This is a genomic window from Nocardia sp. NPDC058705, from assembly GCF_042749305.1.
Lineage (GTDB): Bacteria > Actinomycetota > Actinomycetes > Mycobacteriales > Mycobacteriaceae > Nocardia.
On the sequence record NZ_JBHYRN010000022.1, the window covers coordinates 13,346 to 28,708 of the forward strand.

12 protein-coding genes are annotated in these 15,363 nt (G+C 65.6%); 7 read left to right on the plus strand and 5 right to left on the minus strand.

Features of this window, described 5'->3' with window-relative positions:
• The first annotated feature begins 17 nt into the window (after positions 1 to 17).
• From ACFW6D_RS22965 to ACFW6D_RS22985, 5 genes are all read left to right on the plus strand, one after another.
• Positions 18 to 1,661, plus strand: a complete 1,644-nt coding sequence (locus ACFW6D_RS22965; RefSeq protein WP_379331228.1) for a class I adenylate-forming enzyme family protein — start codon at positions 18 to 20, stop codon at positions 1,659 to 1,661.
• Positions 1,621 to 3,414 (plus strand): amidohydrolase family protein, encoded by a 1,794-nt coding sequence (locus ACFW6D_RS22970; protein ID WP_379331230.1) that lies wholly within the window; start codon positions 1,621 to 1,623, stop codon positions 3,412 to 3,414. The genes ACFW6D_RS22965 and ACFW6D_RS22970 overlap by 41 nt, the downstream gene beginning before the upstream one ends.
• Positions 3,415 to 3,594: 180 nt before the next feature.
• A complete protein-coding gene (locus ACFW6D_RS22975; RefSeq protein WP_379331232.1) occupies positions 3,595 to 3,942 on the plus strand; it encodes a hypothetical protein in 348 nt (115 codons plus the stop codon).
• Positions 3,943 to 4,016: 74 nt separating this feature from the next.
• A complete protein-coding gene (locus tag ACFW6D_RS22980) occupies positions 4,017 to 4,247 on the plus strand; it encodes a CopG family transcriptional regulator (RefSeq protein WP_379331234.1) in 231 nt (76 codons plus the stop codon).
• Positions 4,244 to 4,687 carry a PIN domain-containing protein gene (locus tag ACFW6D_RS22985; RefSeq protein ID WP_379331236.1) on the plus strand — a complete coding sequence of 148 codons (444 nt, stop codon included), beginning with the start codon at positions 4,244 to 4,246 and terminating at the stop codon, positions 4,685 to 4,687. The genes ACFW6D_RS22980 and ACFW6D_RS22985 overlap by 4 nt, the downstream gene beginning before the upstream one ends.
• Before the next feature lie 117 nt (positions 4,688 to 4,804).
• Here ACFW6D_RS22985 and ACFW6D_RS22990 read toward each other — a convergent pair whose 3' ends face one another.
• The 5 genes from ACFW6D_RS22990 to ACFW6D_RS23010 form a co-directional block, all read right to left on the minus strand.
• On the minus strand, positions 4,805 to 5,467 hold the full coding sequence (locus ACFW6D_RS22990) for a maleylpyruvate isomerase family mycothiol-dependent enzyme (RefSeq protein ID WP_379331238.1): 663 nt from the start codon (positions 5,465 to 5,467) through the stop codon (positions 4,805 to 4,807).
• An 84-nt stretch (positions 5,468 to 5,551) separates the two neighbouring features.
• Positions 5,552 to 6,307: a respiratory nitrate reductase subunit gamma gene (gene narI, locus ACFW6D_RS22995; RefSeq protein ID WP_379331240.1), complete on the minus strand. Its 756-nt coding sequence runs from the start codon at positions 6,305 to 6,307 to the stop codon at positions 5,552 to 5,554.
• Positions 6,304 to 6,984: a nitrate reductase molybdenum cofactor assembly chaperone gene (gene narJ, locus ACFW6D_RS23000; protein ID WP_379331242.1), complete on the minus strand. Its 681-nt coding sequence runs from the start codon at positions 6,982 to 6,984 to the stop codon at positions 6,304 to 6,306. Before narJ ends, narI begins: the two co-directional genes overlap by 4 nt.
• On the minus strand, positions 6,981 to 8,657 hold the full coding sequence (gene narH / locus ACFW6D_RS23005) for a nitrate reductase subunit beta (RefSeq protein WP_379331393.1): 1,677 nt from the start codon (positions 8,655 to 8,657) through the stop codon (positions 6,981 to 6,983). The genes narJ and narH overlap by 4 nt, the downstream gene beginning before the upstream one ends.
• A 10-nt stretch (positions 8,658 to 8,667) precedes the next feature.
• Positions 8,668 to 12,378, minus strand: coding sequence for a nitrate reductase subunit alpha (locus ACFW6D_RS23010; RefSeq protein ID WP_379331244.1), 3,711 nt, complete (start codon positions 12,376 to 12,378; stop codon positions 8,668 to 8,670).
• 517 nt (positions 12,379 to 12,895) lie between these two features.
• Here ACFW6D_RS23010 and ACFW6D_RS23015 point away from each other — a divergent pair.
• Both ACFW6D_RS23015 and ACFW6D_RS23020 read left to right on the plus strand, forming a co-directional pair.
• The gene (locus ACFW6D_RS23015; protein WP_379331246.1) at positions 12,896 to 13,684 is read left to right on the plus strand and encodes a helix-turn-helix domain-containing protein; all 789 of its coding nucleotides are present in this window, start codon (positions 12,896 to 12,898) and stop codon (positions 13,682 to 13,684) included.
• A 121-nt stretch (positions 13,685 to 13,805) separates the two neighbouring features.
• The gene (locus tag ACFW6D_RS23020) at positions 13,806 to 15,350 is read left to right on the plus strand and encodes an alanine/glycine:cation symporter family protein (RefSeq protein ID WP_379331248.1); all 1,545 of its coding nucleotides are present in this window, start codon (positions 13,806 to 13,808) and stop codon (positions 15,348 to 15,350) included.
• The last annotated feature ends 13 nt before the right edge of the window (positions 15,351 to 15,363 follow it).

Sequence of the window (15,363 nt, forward strand, 5' to 3'; positions counted from 1 at the left end):
TCGCTCAGGAGTTGTGCATGGATGTTGTAGACCCGCAGGAGTTCGTCGCCAAGGTCGCCGCGGGGCTCACCGCGCCCGGTGCGCCGTTCGAGATGACCGTCGAACCCGTTCTCGGCGTGCCGATTCCGGTTTTCGCGCGTCGCCGCGCCAACCTGCGTGAACTGCTCGAACACTCGCTGAGCTGGGGTGATCGCGACTACCTCGTCACCGAGGACCGCCGGATCTCCTTCGCCGGGCACGCCGCGGCCGTCGGCGCGCTGGCCACCGCGCTGGCCGCCAGGTACGGCGTGGGCAAGGGCGACCGCGTCGGCATCCTGGCCGCCAATGGCCCGGACTGGGTGATCGCGTTCTGGGCCGCGCAGTGCCTCGGCGCGATCCCCGTCGGCTACAACGCCTGGTGGGCGCCCCCGGAGATCGCCTACGGCCTGGGGCACACCACGCCGACCGTGATGATCGCGGACGCGAAAAGGGCTGCGCTGCTGGCTGACACCGAGATCCCGGTCCTCACCATGGAGGAAGATCTGCCCGCCCTCATCGCCGAATTCGGTGGCGGCGAGATCCCCAGCACGCCGCTCGCCGAAGACGATCCGGCCGTCGTCCTCTATACCAGCGGCACCAGCGGCAAGCCGAAGGGTGTGGTCCATTCGCAGCGAAACATGGTGGCGATCAGCGACTATCACCGTTTCACCGACGCCATGCTCGCCGTGTTCATGGGCCAGGAGCCCAGCGACGTACCGCGCGATCGCCGCTACCTGGTCACCGCGCCGCTTTTCCATATCGCCAGCCTGCACAACCTCGTGATACCGCGACTGCTGACCGGCGCGGCGGCGGTGTTCCCGCACGGCGCCTTCGAAGTCGGCCGGGTGCTCAGCCTGGTCGAGCGCGAGAAGGTCACCAACTGGGCCGCGGTACCGACCATGGCATCGCGACTGCTGGAACACGATGTGGCGCAGCATGATCTGTCCTCGCTGGCCGCGCTGTCGCTGAACTCCGCACCGTCCTCGCCCGCATTGCTCGCCGCCCTGCGCGCGAAGATCCCGGCGCTGCAGTTCTCGCTGACCACCAGCTACGGCCTCACCGAGAGCGGCACCGCGGCCACGGTCGCCACCCCGCTCGACCTGGCCGCCGACGATGCCTCGGTCGGCAGGCCGATCATCGGGGTCGCGGTGGAGATTCGCGATGTCGACGGCCATGTCGTCTCCGATGGTGAAGAAGGCGAGATCTGTATCCGCAGCCCGTATGTGATGCTGGGGTACTGGAACGACGAGGCAGCGACCGAAGCATCGATCGACGACCGAAGATGGTTGCGCTCCGGCGATTTCGGCACGATGCGCGATGGCAGGCTGACCGTGTCGGGTAGGCGCACCGACCTGATTCTGCGTGGCGGTGAGAACGTGTATCCCACCGAGATCGAGAACGTGCTCGTCGAACACCCGGCCGTGCACGACTGCGCGGTCTTCGGCGTCGACCACCCCGATCTCGGCCAGGAGGTGGCGGCGATTATCGTCGCCGAACCGGGGACAGTGGACCCGGCGCAGCTGCGCGCCTTTGTCGCCGACCGCCTCGCTCATTTCAAGGTGCCTGCCCGCTGGCGGGTCACTTCTGACGCGCTGCCGCGCAATGCGACCGGTAAGGTCACCAGGCGCGAGCTCGCGATCTAGAGGGGTCAGAAATTTGTTCGACAGCATCATCAAGGGCGGCCGTTGGTTCGACGGCACCGGCGCCCCGTCCGCGGTCCGTCACCTCGGCATCATCGACGGCAAGGTGGCCGAGATCTCGGAGACCCCGCTCGACGAAACCGGTTGTGCCAGAGTGGTAGACGCAACCGGCAAATGGGTCATGCCCGGCATGATCGACATCCACACCCACTACGACGTGGAGGTCCTGCTCGACCCGTCGTTGTCGGAGTCGGTGCGCCACGGCGTCACCACCGTGCTGCTCGGTTCGTGCTCGCTGTCGACCGTGCACGTCGACGGTGAGACCGCCGGTGACCTGTTCGGCCGGGTCGAGGCGATCCCGCGCCAGTACGTGGTCGGCGCGATGAACGATGTCCAGACCTGGAGTACCGCAGGCGAATACATCGACGCGCTCGAACAGTTACCGCTCGGCCCGAACCTGGCAGGCTTCATCGGCCACTCCGACATCCGGGCCGCGGTCATGGGTCTGGACCGCGCCACCCGCGACGAAGTGAAGCCGTCCAAGGATGAACTCGCCGAGATCGAGCGCCTGCTCGTCGACGCCCTCGACGCAGGCTTCGTCGGAATGTCCTCGCAGCAACTGATGTTCGACAAACTCGACGGCGTCACCTGCCGTTCGCGCACCCTGCCGTCCACCTACGCCAAGAGCAAAGAGCGCCACAAGCTCAACACGATCCTGCGCAAGCGCGGTCGCGCGCTGCAGGGCGGCCCCGACATCGCCGACCCGAAAAGCCTGGTGTCGATGGCGGTTTCGAGCATCGGCATCGGGCGCAAGCCACTCAAGGTGAGCCTGCTGTCGGCCGCCGATGTGAAGGCGGTGCCGGGCGCGTCCAAGATGTTTCCTGCCGTCGGCAAGATCATCAACGGGCTCAACGGCAACTTCCGCTGGCAGCATCTGCCCGTTCCGTTCGAGGTGTACTCCGACGGCATCTCGCTGCCGGTATTCGAGGAATTCGGTTCCGGCGCAGCGGCTTTGCACCTGTCCGATCACATCGACGAACAGCGCCACCTCATGCAGGACGAGGAGTACCGCCGCGCGTTCCGCAAGGACTACGACAACAAATACGGCCCCCGCGCCTGGCACCGCGACTTCTTCGACGCCGATATCGTCGAATGCCCCGACGAGACCGTCATCGGCAAGACCTTCGGTGAGGTCGGTGTCGACCGAGGCGGGGTGCACCCGGTCGACGCGTTCCTCGACCTCGTCGTCGAACACGGCGACAAATTACGCTGGCGCACCACCATTTCCAACCACCGCCCCGAGGTGGCCGACATCCTGGCCGCCGACCCGTCGGTCCAGCTCGGTTTCTCCGACGCGGGCGCACACCTGCGCAACATGGCCTTCTACAACTTCGGTCTGCGCCTGCTCCGCCGCGTCAACGACGCCGCGAGCACCGAAAAGCCGTTCATGACAGTCGAACACGCGATCCACCGCCTCACCGGCGAACTCGCCGACTGGTACGGCCTCGACACCGGCCACCTGCGCGTCGGTGACCGCGCCGACGCCGTAGTCATCGACCCCGCCCACCTCGACGACACCCTCGACGCCTACGCCGAACACCCCATCACCGTCTTCGGCAACCTCTCGCGCATGGTCAACCGCAACGACGAAACCGTCACCGCGGTCTTCGTCAACGGGCGCTATGTCTTCGGCGAGGGCGAACCCGATCCGGCACTGGGTACCGAACGCGTGGGAGCCTTCCTGCGCGCCGAGTAGGCCGATCGCACCGGCCGCGTCGTCGGGAGCCCATGTGTCGGGCCCTGGGGCGCGGTCAGGTTTCGGCCCCGACACGCAGCCCCGTGCGGGCTTACTTCGCGCTCATCTGCGACCCTCACTCGAGACCGGTCGGCGGTCGACGGCAACTGGTCACGCCGTCCATCAGCGAGAGGACTCGATATGTCGGACGCCAAGAAGATCACCTGGGGCAAGCCACGCCACCCCACCGACGCCGACCGTGACGCCCTGCGCGAAGACCTGCTCACCCGGGCCCGCGCGGTGCGTGCCGACGGCTGGGCCGACTACCGCACCGAGTGGTCGGCAGGCCAGGTCGCCGTAGTCGCCTACGTGTTGGGCGACGCCGAAGTGCTGGCCGAGTTCGACGAGAACGAGGGCACGGTCCTGAGCCGCTACGCCGCCGACCTGTTCGGCTTCGTCGGCGGCCGCAAAGACAACGAAAAAGGCCTCGTCAACACCCAGGCCTGGTTCGACACCGTCCGCAAAGCCCTCGGCAACCCCGCATCGTGACCCGTCGCCTGTCGGCGTTATCCCGTTGGCTGAAGCACCTCGATACGTGATGCCCTACGTGATACCCTACGTGCATGAAGGTGAAGACAAGCGTCTACCTCGACCAGGAGCAAACCTCGCGTCTGAAGCATGCCGCCGAGGCGACCGGTCGATCTGAGGCGGAGCTCATTCGCGAGGGCATTGATCTCATCCTGCTGCGCGCCCCTCGGCCGCCTCGTACGCGACCTTGGCCTGCTTTTGATTCCGGTGATCCGAATTTCGCGACACAGACCGACGCTCTGCTCGATGATGCCTACGACCAGTGAGCTGCTTCATCGCGGACACTTCCGCGATTATCGCCGCATATGACAAGGCTGCTCCACAAGGTCCTCGCGTTCGGGAGTTGCTCGGCACTGGTGTAGCCGTCGTGTCGCCGCTGGTCTTGGACGAGGTCGACCACCTGCTTGTCGCCAGGTTCGGCAAAGACCGCCGCCACGCCAACCTTGTTCTCGATGATCTGCTTACGTCGGCAGAAGAGGGAAGCGTGCTCATCCCACCGGTCGACCATCCTGATATCCGCCTCGCACATCGGATAATCGGACAGTTCGCAGGTTTGCGTCTCGACCTCGCGGATGCGGTCAATGTTGTTCTCGCGGAGCGTTATCTGACGAACGAGATCCTCACGCTCGATGAGCGCGACTTCCGCGCCCTCAAGCCTCTGAACTCGTCGTACGTTTCATTTCGGCTACCCATCCAGGACTCGTGAGGAGCTCTCGCGCTATAAAGTCGGCCACACCTCGATCGCGTCGAACTCGGACTTGCGCCGCGAGTCGCCCCGCGCATGCGCCGCGACGACCTCGGCAATCCCGAGCGTATCGACCTGCTACCGACCGCTTCGGTCAGCCGCTATGCGGTCGCGCAAAGTGGGTGCGGCGGGCCCGGTCAGGTCATCGCAATAGGCACCCCGACCTGCCATCGACATGACCAGTGCGATCGTCGTTCCGCGGACCAATGGCCCGGTTCCGGCAGCGAACGGCCCATCGGTCGCCTCGACGCGTAGCCCCTCGATGAAAGTGTGGCTCGGCACGGTGAAATCGCGGCTCGCGTAGAACTCGGCGACAGCGGTACCGGCTTCGACCGACGGTGTGGCGGGCAACCCGAGCGGACGACGGATGTCCTGCCCGTGGACCACGACCTCGCCCAACCACGCCACCGTGGGCCCCGGCGCGGAGGTGGTACTGGGGATGATCGCCTCGAACCGCGCGAGAGTCTCGGCCGGCGTCCGCCCCAGAGCCTCGGCCTTGCGTCGGTCATTGTGCTTGTCGAAGTCGAAGCGGGCGCCGACAACACTGGTCACCCACCGCACCCGCCCGACGCTCGCCGCCGCCGTGAGATGGGCGACGACCTCCTCGACGGTCCAGGACCCACACAGCGACGCGCGGTGCCACCGTTCGTCGTCGAGGCCGACCAAGTCAGCGGCGAGAGCAGCACGCTCGGCATGCGCCATCGCCCAGAGCGCGTCGCGGGAAAGGACTGAGTCGGGCACGAGATCCTCCTGGTCGACGGAACGCCGAACCAGCATCCCGCTGTAGAGACGATCTCCGGCCCGCGGACTAATCGGTATGAACCGCTACCACTTGTCCGGCGTCACCGGGGCGTCCCAGGCTTTGGCGAAGCGGGTTTTGTCCTTGGTGTCTACTTCCTTGCGGCGGTAGACGATGTAGGGGCGGGTCAGATAGCCGATGGGGGCGCTGAACATGTGGACCAGGCGGGTGTAGGGCCAGGCGAAGACCAGGGCGAGGACGACGAGGCCGTGGAGTTGGAAGGTCCAGGGGACGCCGACCATCAGGCCCGGTTCGGGGTTGATCGAGAAGAGGCTGCGGAACCAGGGGGAGACGGTGGTGCGGTAGTTGTAGGTGCCCCAGAGGAGGTTCGAGCCCCAGGTGTTGAGCAGGCCCGTGACCAGGGCCAGGGTGAGTAGCGTGTACATCATGATGTCGTTGCGGCTGGTGTTCTTGCGCACGGCGGGGATGACGATGCGGCGGTAGCACAGGATCGCCACGCCCGCGACGACCATCAGCCCGGCGACCGAGCCCGCGCCCACCGCGACGAGGTGGTAGGCGTGCTCGGAGATTCCGATTGCGGCAGTCCAGGATTCGGGGATCAGCAGCCCCATCACGTGACCGCCGAACACCCCGAGCATGCCGAAGTGGAACAGCGGGCTACCCAGTTGCAGCAGCTTGGATTCGTAGATCTGTGAGGACCGGGTGGTCCAGCCGAACTGGTCGAAGCGGTAACGCCAGACATGGCCCAGCACAAAGGAAGTCGCCGCGATGTAGGGCAGGATCAGCCACAGGCCTTCGGGCAGGGGGATGGTTGCGTTCATCGGCGGCCTTCTGTTGCTTCGAAGAGGGCGGGATCCATGGCGTACGGCTCGAGGCCGACTTCTTCCTCGGGCGGACCCTGGGCGGCGAGTTCGGCGATGCGACGGCGATCGGCGGTGGTCACCGGCGGCAGCGTGGTGAGCACCGCGGCCAGCACACCGCTGTAGGGAGAGTTGTTGTCGCCCAGCGACAGCCGCAGCAGCTCCATCACTGGCACGTGCTCGCCGAGCAGGCGTTCGCCGCCGATCGGGTCGATGGTGGCGGCGAACTCCAGCAGGACGGGCAGGTGGTCGGGCAGTTCCTCGTCGCCGAGTTCGACGCCGGCCTGGCGGTAGGCGTGCTTGAACCGCAGCAGCGCCATGCCGCGTTTGCGGGTGTCGCCGAAGGCGTAGAACGTCAGGTGCAGGCTGGCGCGGCGGCGCATGTCGAAGGTTTCGACGTAGCTCTGGGCGACCTCGATCGCCGGTTTGTCGCGCAGGAAGGCGAAAATCTCGGCGAAGTGCGCCTGCACTTCTTCGGGCAATTGCGCTGCGGCTTCGGACAATTGGTCGAGCATCGCTAACGTCTGCTCGCCGGGGTAGTCGAGCAGGAACGCCGCCAGCCGCCACACGACCAGCCGATCGTGCTCGGGCATCTCGGTAACCGGTTGGGGCCGTTTACGAATGGAGAGCAGGCTCATGGTGCGACACCGCTCACGGGTGTGTCGGTAACGGCAGCGCCGTTGCTGCCGTTGCCGTTACCGGCGCCGTTGCCGGTCTTCTCGCCGTTCGCGCTCGGCAAGAGTCCACTGGTGCTTCGCCCGTCCCAGTTGAGCAGGTTGATCCGGCCCGACTTCTCCTCGGGCGCAGCCTGATTCACATCCGAAAGCGAGAACTTCTCGACGACCTGATCGAACGCGGTCATGCCGGGTCCGCCGTCGGTGTCGAGACTGCACCCGGTGGCCAGCGAATCCAGTTCGTGCGCTTTGGAAGTCGCACCCATCGGGATGACATAGCGGTGCTCGTACTTGGCGATGGCGAGCAGCCGGTACATCGCCTCGATCTCCTCGGGCTCGAGCCCGATCGACGGTGCGATGTGCGGTTCGGGCTCCTCGCCCAGGTTGACCGAGCGCATGAACGAGCGCATCCCGGCCAGCCGCTGCAGCGACGAGCGCACCGGCCCGATCTCACCTGCCGTGAACAGCTCGGCCAGATATTCCAAGGGAATACGCAGCGCGTCGATGGCGCCGAACAGGTTGCGCACGTCCTCGCCGTCGTGACCGGTCTCGGTCAGCACATCGACCACCGGCGACAGCGGCGGCACGTACCAAACCATCGGCATCGTGCGGTATTCCGGGTGCAGCGGCAGCGCCAACTGGTAGTCGACGATCAGTTTGTAGACCGGCGAATCCTGGGCGGCCTGAATCCAATCCGACGAGATGCCCGCCTTCTCGGCCTCGGCGATCACGCGCTCGTCGTGCGGGTTGAGGAACACGCCGAGCTGCGAGGTGTAGAGGTCCTGCGGGTCGGTGACCTGGGCCGCCTCGAGCACCGCGTCGGCGTCGTAGAGCATCACGCCGATGTAGCGCAGTCGCCCGACACAGGTCTCCGAGCAGACGGTCGGGATGCCGACCTCAACACGCGGGTAGCAGAAGGTACATTTCTCCGCCTTGCCGGTCTTGTGGTTGAAGTAGATCTTCTTGTACGGGCAGCCGGTGATGCACTGCCGCCAACCACGGCATTTGTCCTGGTCGACGAGCACGATGCCGTCTTCCTCGCGCTTGTAGATCGCGCCCGAGGGGCACGACGCGGCGCAGGAGGGGTTGAGGCAGTGCTCGCAGATGCGCGGCAGGTAGAACATGAAGGTCTCTTCGAACTCCAGTTTCACCTTGTTCTCGAGCTTGCCGAGAATGGGGTCCTTGCCGACCTGCTCCGGGCCGGAACCCAGGTCGTCGTCCCAGTTCGCGCCCCAGGTGACCTTGGTGTCCTCGCCGGTGATCAGCGACTTGGGCCGCGCGACCGGGGTGGTGTCCATGGGCGGCGACGACAGCAGGTTGTCGTAGTCGTAGCTCCACGGCTCGTAGTAGTCGTCGACCGTGGGCAGGTCGGGGTTGGCGAAGATGTTCATCAGGCGCTTGAACCGCGAGCCGGACTTGAGGGTCAGCTTGCCGCGCTTGTTGAGCGTCCAGCCACCCTTCCACTTCTCCTGGTCCTCGTACTGGCGCGGATAACCCTGTCCCGGACGGGTTTCCACATTGTTGAACCACACGTACTCGGTGCCACCGCGGTTGGTCCAGGCCTGCTTGCAGGTGACCGAGCAGGTGTGGCAGCCGATGCACTTGTCCAGGTTCATGACCATGGCGAGCTGTGCCATTACGCGCATGTCAGTACTCCACGTTCTGGTTGCGGCGGCGGATCGTGGTGACCTCGTCACGCTGATTTCCGGTGGGGCCGTGGTAGTTCAGGGCGAAGGACTGCTGGGCGTAGCCGCCGATGAGGTGCGAGGGCTTGATCAGCACCCGGGTCAGCGCGTTGTGGATACCGCCGCGCTTGCCCTTGGCTTCGGGGGTGGTGTCCTCGGCGCCTTCGATGCGCGGCACGTCGACCGCGCGGTCCTGGGCGTGGTACATGAAGACCGTGCCCTCGGGCATGCGGTGCGAGACGATGGCACGGGCCACGACGACACCGTTGCGGTTGATCGCCTCGATCCAATCATTGTCCGCCACACCGATTTTCTTCGCGTCGACATCGGACATCCAGATCGTCTGACCGCCGCGCGAGAGCGTGAGCATGTGCAGGTTGTCCTGGTAGGCCGAGTGGATCGACCACTTGGAGTGCGGGGTCAGGTAGCGCACGGTGAGACCGTTGCCGCTCACATTGCCGATGCTCGGTTCCGCGAACAGCGCCGACATGTCGAGGGGCGGACGGAAGATCGGCAACTGCTCGCCGAGTTCGATCATCCAGTCGTGGTCGAGGTAGAAGTGCTGGCGACCGGTGAGGGTGTGCCAGGGCTTGAGCCGCTCGACATTGATGGTGAACGGCGAGTACCGGCGACCACCGGATTCCGAGCCCGACCATTCCGCCGAGGTGATCACCGGGACCGGTCTGGCCTGGGTGTCGGCGAACGTGATCCGTTTGCCCTCAGCCTCTTTCGCGAGGTCGACCAGTTCGGTGCCGGTGCGTCGTTCCAGCGCCTCGAATCCTTCGACCGCCAAGCGGCCGTTGGTGGTGCCCGACAGCGACAGAATGGCCTCGGCGGCGTGGGTGTCCTTGGCCAGCGACGGCCGACCCGCCGCGATGCCGGAGACGATGGTGCCGTTCTGGCCCGCCAGGTACTCGACCTCGGCCTCGGGGAAGGTGGTGACGCCCTTGGTGGTCAGGCCGAGCTTCTCCACCAGCGGTCCGAGCGCGGCGAGCTTCTCCGCGATCTTGGTGTAGTCGCGTTCGATCTCCACGATCTTGGGCATGGTCTTACCCGGAATCGGTTCGCACTCACCGGCTTTCCAGTCCAGCACCTTGCCGCCTGCTTGCGCCAGCGCATCAGGCGAGTCGTGCTGCAACGGCACCGCGACGATGTCTTTGCGTGTGCCCAAGTGCTTTTCGGCCAACCAGGAGAAGCCGCGCGCGATCCGGTGGAACGCCTCGAAGTCGGTCTTGGCCTCCCACGGCGGGGAAATGGCGGGGGAGAACGCGTGCACGAACGGGTGCATGTCGGTGGAGGACAGGTCGTGCTTCTCGTACCAGGTGGCGGCGGGGAGCACGATGTCGGCGAACAGCGTGGTGCTGGTCATCCGGAAATCCAGTGCCAGAAGCAGATCCAGTTTGCCCTCGGCACCTTCCTCCCGCCATTCCAGCTCCTGCGGGCGCACGCCGGTGGCGTCGGTGGTCTGCAGGTTGGAGCCGCAGCCCAGCAGGTGCTTCTGGAAGTACTCGTTGCCCTTGCCCGAGGAACCGAGCAGGTTCGCGCGCCACACGGTGAGCACGCGCGGGAAGTTCTCCGGAGCGTCGGGGTCTTCGCAGGCGAACCGCAGGTCACCGGACTTCAACCCGTCGACGACGTGCTCGGCCGGGGTCTTTCCGGCTTCGGCGGCCTCGTCGGCGAGGTCGAGGGGGTTGCGGTTGAACGTCGGGTAGCTCGGCATCCAGCCGAGACGGCTGGCGAGAGCGATGTTGTCGGCGGCGGTGCGACCGGCGAACTTGCCCTTACCGAGGGGCGACGCGAACGAGTCCGAGGTGAAGGGGTCGTAGCGCCACTGGTCGTTGGTGAGGTACCAGAACACGGTGCCCTGCATCTGGCGCGGCGGCCGCTGCCAATCCGAAGCGGAAGCCAAAGTGGCCCAACCGGTTACGGGACGGCACTTCTCCTGCCCGACGTAATGGGCCCAGCCGCCACCGTTCTTGCCCTGACAGCCGGTGAGCAACGTGAGGGTGAAGAAGGCGCGGTAGATCTGATCGGAGTGGAACCAGTGGTTGGTGCCCGCGCCCATCAGGATCATCGAGCGGCCGCCGGAACGTTCCGCATTGTCGGCGAATTCGCGTCCGATGCGCGCGGCCTGCACGGCGGGAACGCCGGTGATGGCCTCCTGCCAGGCCGGGGTGTACGGCGACTCGGCGTCGTCGTAACCCTTCGCCCATTCGCCCGGAAGGCCATCGCGGCCGACACCGTACTGTGCGAGCAGCAGATCGAAGACCGTGGTAACCCGCTTGCCCGCAACAGTTTTCGTCGGCACGCCACGGATGATCGACCCGGCGACATCGGTGTCGAAGCGGGGCAGCGCGATGGTGGCGGGCGCCTCGTCGGTATGACCGAGCAGGGTGAGCAGCGGGTCGACACCCTCGAGGTCTAGGTTCCACTTGCCCGCGTCGGCCTCGTTGAAGCGGTGACCGAGAGAACCGTTGGGCACCACCGCATTACCGTCCTGATCGAGCAGGACGGGCTTGTGCTCGGCGTTCTCGTCGGTGTGGCCCAGATCGGCCGCGGTGAGGAACTTGCCGGGCAGGGCGCCGTCCTGATCCGCCGCCTCGTCGAGGCAGATCAGGTACGGCAGATCGGTGAAGGACTTGATGTAGTCGGTGAACATCGGAGTCTGCTTCTCGATGAAGAACTCCTTGAGCACCACGTGCCCCATCGACATCGCCAGTGCCGCATCGGTTCCCGGCCGCGCGGCCACCCACTCGTCGGCGAACTTGGTGTTGTCGGCGTAGTCGGGGGAGACCACCACGACCTTCTGGCCGCGGTAGCGCGCCTCGGTCATGTAGTGCGCGTCGGGGGTTCGGGTCACCGGGACATTCGAGCCCCACATGATGAGGTAACCGGCGTCGAACCAGTCGGCCGATTCCGGCACGTCGGTCTGGTCGCCGAACACCTGCGGCGAGGCCACCGGCAGGTCGGCGTACCAGTCGTAGAACGAGAGCATGTAGCCGCCGATCAGCGACACGAAACGCGCGCCGGTGGCATGGCTGACCATCGACATCGCGGGAATCGGCGAGAAGCCGGCCACGCGATCGGGCCCGTACTGCTTGATCGTGTAAACATGTGCGGCAGCGGCGATTTCGGCGGCTTCCCACCATTCGGCACGAACGAACCCGCCCTTACCGCGCGCCATCTTGTAGGCCTTGGCCTTGACCGGATCCTCGACGATGGACTCCCACGCCAGCACCGGATCCTTGAGCTCGGCCTTGGCCTTGCGGTACAGATCCAGCAGCGTGCCACGCACATACGGGTAGCGCACGCGGGCGGGCGAGTAGGTGTACCAGGAGAAGGAGGCGCCACGGGGGCAGCCGCGCGGCTCGTACTCGGGCTTGTCCGAGCCCACCGACGGGTAGTCGGTCTGCTGCGACTCCCAGGTGATCACGCCGTCCTTGACGTAGATCTTCCAGGAGCACGAACCGGTGCAGTTCACGCCGTGGGTCGAGCGCACCACCTTGTCGTGTGACCAGCGGTCGCGGTAGAACTCGTCGGCATCGCGGCCGCCGACCTTGTAGACCGACCGGTTGTCGGGCGAGACCTCGCCCCGCTGGAAATACTTGCCGAGGTTCAGCAATGTGTCGCCGAAATCGGCGGGCGACGGACCTTGCGTGCGCGAATTAACCACGACGCCCCCTTCGAGTGCATGAAATCGGGCTGTTGGTGTGAACTGTAAGGAGGCCCCCACATTCGGCAAAACGAACTTTTCACATCCGGATTCGGGCCCCGGTGAGCTGTGAGGACGGCGAAATGTTGTGGTCATGGGAGAGGTGCGCGCAGACCGCCACGATCGGGTGCCCACCAGGGGGAACGAGCCGCGAGCTGGCCGAATAGGGCGAGCGGGGGAGTCGTCGGCGGGTCGGCGGTGATGCTTCGGAAACGACTGGTTCTCCCGCGGTTTACATTTGTTTACACACTTGGTGCGCCCACTGAACAGCCGAAATGTGACGCCACCCACAACTTCGGCGCCGCCCGATCGGGCAGAAGCAGTCAGGTGGGCGGTGACCGTGCTCGAATTGCCCGTGATTAACTACCCGAATTGTGCGGCGTCAAGATAAAGAATCGGCATCTTTTCCGTTCAGATCTTGGTTCGAGGTTGAAACCTCATCCAGGATGGTGCCGTGCAGGTAGGGAGGGTTGGGGTGATGTCGAAGACGCCGTCCGGCGGGCCGGAAGGCCCACCACGACCGCCGACGCTCGGTGGTTTGCTACGTCGATTACGGGACGAGCGGCGTATTTCCCGGGAAAAACTGGCTTTCGCGGCGGGCGTGAGCTCGAGTTACATCACCCACCTCGAGAGCGGCGACCGCGAGCGCCCGACCCGCGCGGTGGTCGACGCGCTGGTGCGCTATCTCGACCGGATCTCGTCGGTGAGCGATATCGAGCGCAGGCATCTGTTCGACCTGGCCGGGCTGCCCCCGGTCGACAATCCGACCGTCGAGGATCTGCGCGCCGAGATCACCGCCGAGATGCGCCGGACCCTGTCGCTGCAGGAACCGAATCTCGCCGCCTACGTCGACACCCGCTGGAATGTGCTGGCGGGTAACGAGACCTATGATCGCGCGTTCCCCGGACTCGTCACCGATGTGAATATCTTGCGCTGGTTCTTCGGTAACCCGCTCTCGCGCGAGGTGATGGTCGAGTGGGAGAAGGAGTCCACCCTCACCGTGCACTGGTTGCGCGGACTGATCGGTCAGCAGGCCGGTGGCGACTGGGCCGGCGAACTGCTCGACGAGCTGGCACGGTACCCCGATTTTCGCCGTATCTGGGACGACGGTGACACCGTCTATGGTCGCGAGCACACCGCCATGCGGCTGCGCGACCTCCACACCGGCGAGTGCTACACCGTCGACGTGCAGCTTTTTCGGCTGGATTCGGTCGCCTATCCCGGCCGCATCCAGTACTACCTGGGCGTTCGCGGACCCGACCACTAGCCACCACGGCTGCCGGGAACAATAGTTTCGCTAACAAGAACGTAACCGGTTCAGTTACTCGCCCGTTACTGGGCATGCGATCATGTCTCCCGACCGCGACATCGTTAGGGAGCAAAATCAAGTGTCCGAATTCTTGGCCACGATCAACGAGTACATCTGGAGTGACTCGCTGATCTACCTGTGTTTGGCCGCAGGTCTGTACTTCTCGATCCGGACCAGGTTCGTGCAGATCCGGGAGATCCCGGAGATGATCCGACTGCTGGTGAAGGGCGAGAAATCCGCATCGGGCGTCTCGTCGTTCCAGGCGCTGGCGATGTCGCTGTCCGGGCGCATCGGTACCGGCAATATCGCCGGCGTCGCGACCGCGATCGCCTTCGGTGGGCCTGGCGCGCTGTTCTGGATGTGGGTCGTCGCGTTCCTCGGCGCCTCCACCTCCTACGTCGAGTGCACCCTCGGCCAGATCTACAAGACCCGCGACAAGCTCACCGGCGAGTACCGCGGCGGCCCCGCGTACTACTTCAGCACAGCGATGGCCCACACCAAGGCCGCGCCGCTGTTCAAGGTGTACGGCGTGCTCTTCGCCGCGGTGACCGTGCTGGCCTGTGGCCTGCTGATGCCGAGCGTGCAGGCCAACTCGATGACCGCGGCCATGCATCAGGCGTGGGGGATCTCGGAGTGGGCACTCGCGGTCGGCACGGTGATCGTGCTCGCGTTCGTGATCATCGGCGGCGTCAAGCGCATCGCCGCGTTCGCGACGGTGGTCGTGCCGTTCATGGCGATCGGCTACATCCTGATCTCGCTGATCATCGTCTTCGTCAACGCCGACCAGATCCCCGAGATCCTGTCGCTGATCTTCCGCAGCGCGCTCGGCCTCGACTCCGCGTTCGGCGCGATCGTCGGCTCCGCGGTCATGTGGGGCGTCAAGCGCGGCGTCTACTCCAACGAGGCAGGCCAGGGCACCGGCCCGCACTCGGCCGCCGCCGCCGAGGTCTCGCACCCGGCCAAGCAGGGACTCGTGCAGGCATTCGCCGTGTACATCGACACCCTGTTCGTCTGCACCGCGACCGGCTTCCTGATCCTGTCGACCGGCGCCTACCGGGTCTTCGAAGGTGAGTCGGCCGACGGTGCCGTCCTGCACGACGGTGGCGCACTGCCCTCCGATATCGCCGTGGGCCCGGCGTACGCGCAGACCGCGGTCGACACCCTCTGGGGTGGTTTCGGCTCCACGTTCGTCGCGATCTCGCTGGCGTTCTTCTGCCTGACCACGATCATCGCCTACTACTACATGGCGGACACGAACGTCCGGTTCCTGCTCGGCGACAAGGCCGCCACGCCGGTCCCGTTCCTCCGCGGCACCATCGGCAGCAACACCACGCTGGTCCTGCAGGCGCTGATCCTGGTGTCGACTGCGGCAGGCGCGGTGTCGACTGCGACCGACGCGTGGGCGCTGGGCGACATCGGCGTCGGCCTGATGGCCTGGCTCAATATCGTCGGCATCCTGATCATCCAGCAGCCGGCGTTCAAGGCGTTGCGTGATTTCGAGCGGCAGAAGAAGGCGGGCAAGGACCCGGTCTTCGACCCGAAGGAACTCGATATCCCCAATGCCACCTTCTGGGAGACCTACCAGCCCGAGTCCGAACGCGACAAGGTGACCGTCAGCTCCTGATCGTTCATTCGTC

Excerpts from the sequence above, each read along its gene's own strand:
- ACFW6D_RS22965 (WP_379331228.1), top strand. The coding sequence starts at position 18 with ATGGATGTTGTAGACCCGCAGGAGTTCGTCGCCAAGGTCGCCGCGGGG.
- ACFW6D_RS22970 (WP_379331230.1), top strand. The coding sequence starts at position 1,621 with ATGCGACCGGTAAGGTCACCAGGCGCGAGCTCGCGATCTAGAGGGGTC.
- ACFW6D_RS22975 (WP_379331232.1), top strand. The coding sequence starts at position 3,595 with ATGTCGGACGCCAAGAAGATCACCTGGGGCAAGCCACGCCACCCCACC.
- ACFW6D_RS22980 (WP_379331234.1), top strand. The coding sequence starts at position 4,017 with ATGAAGGTGAAGACAAGCGTCTACCTCGACCAGGAGCAAACCTCGCGT.
- narI (WP_379331240.1), bottom strand. The coding sequence starts at position 6,307 with ATGAACGCAACCATCCCCCTGCCCGAAGGCCTGTGGCTGATCCTGCCC.
- narJ (WP_379331242.1), bottom strand. The coding sequence starts at position 6,984 with ATGAGCCTGCTCTCCATTCGTAAACGGCCCCAACCGGTTACCGAGATG.
- narH (WP_379331393.1), bottom strand. The coding sequence starts at position 8,657 with ATGGCACAGCTCGCCATGGTCATGAACCTGGACAAGTGCATCGGCTGC.
- ACFW6D_RS23015 (WP_379331246.1), top strand. The coding sequence starts at position 12,896 with ATGTCGAAGACGCCGTCCGGCGGGCCGGAAGGCCCACCACGACCGCCG.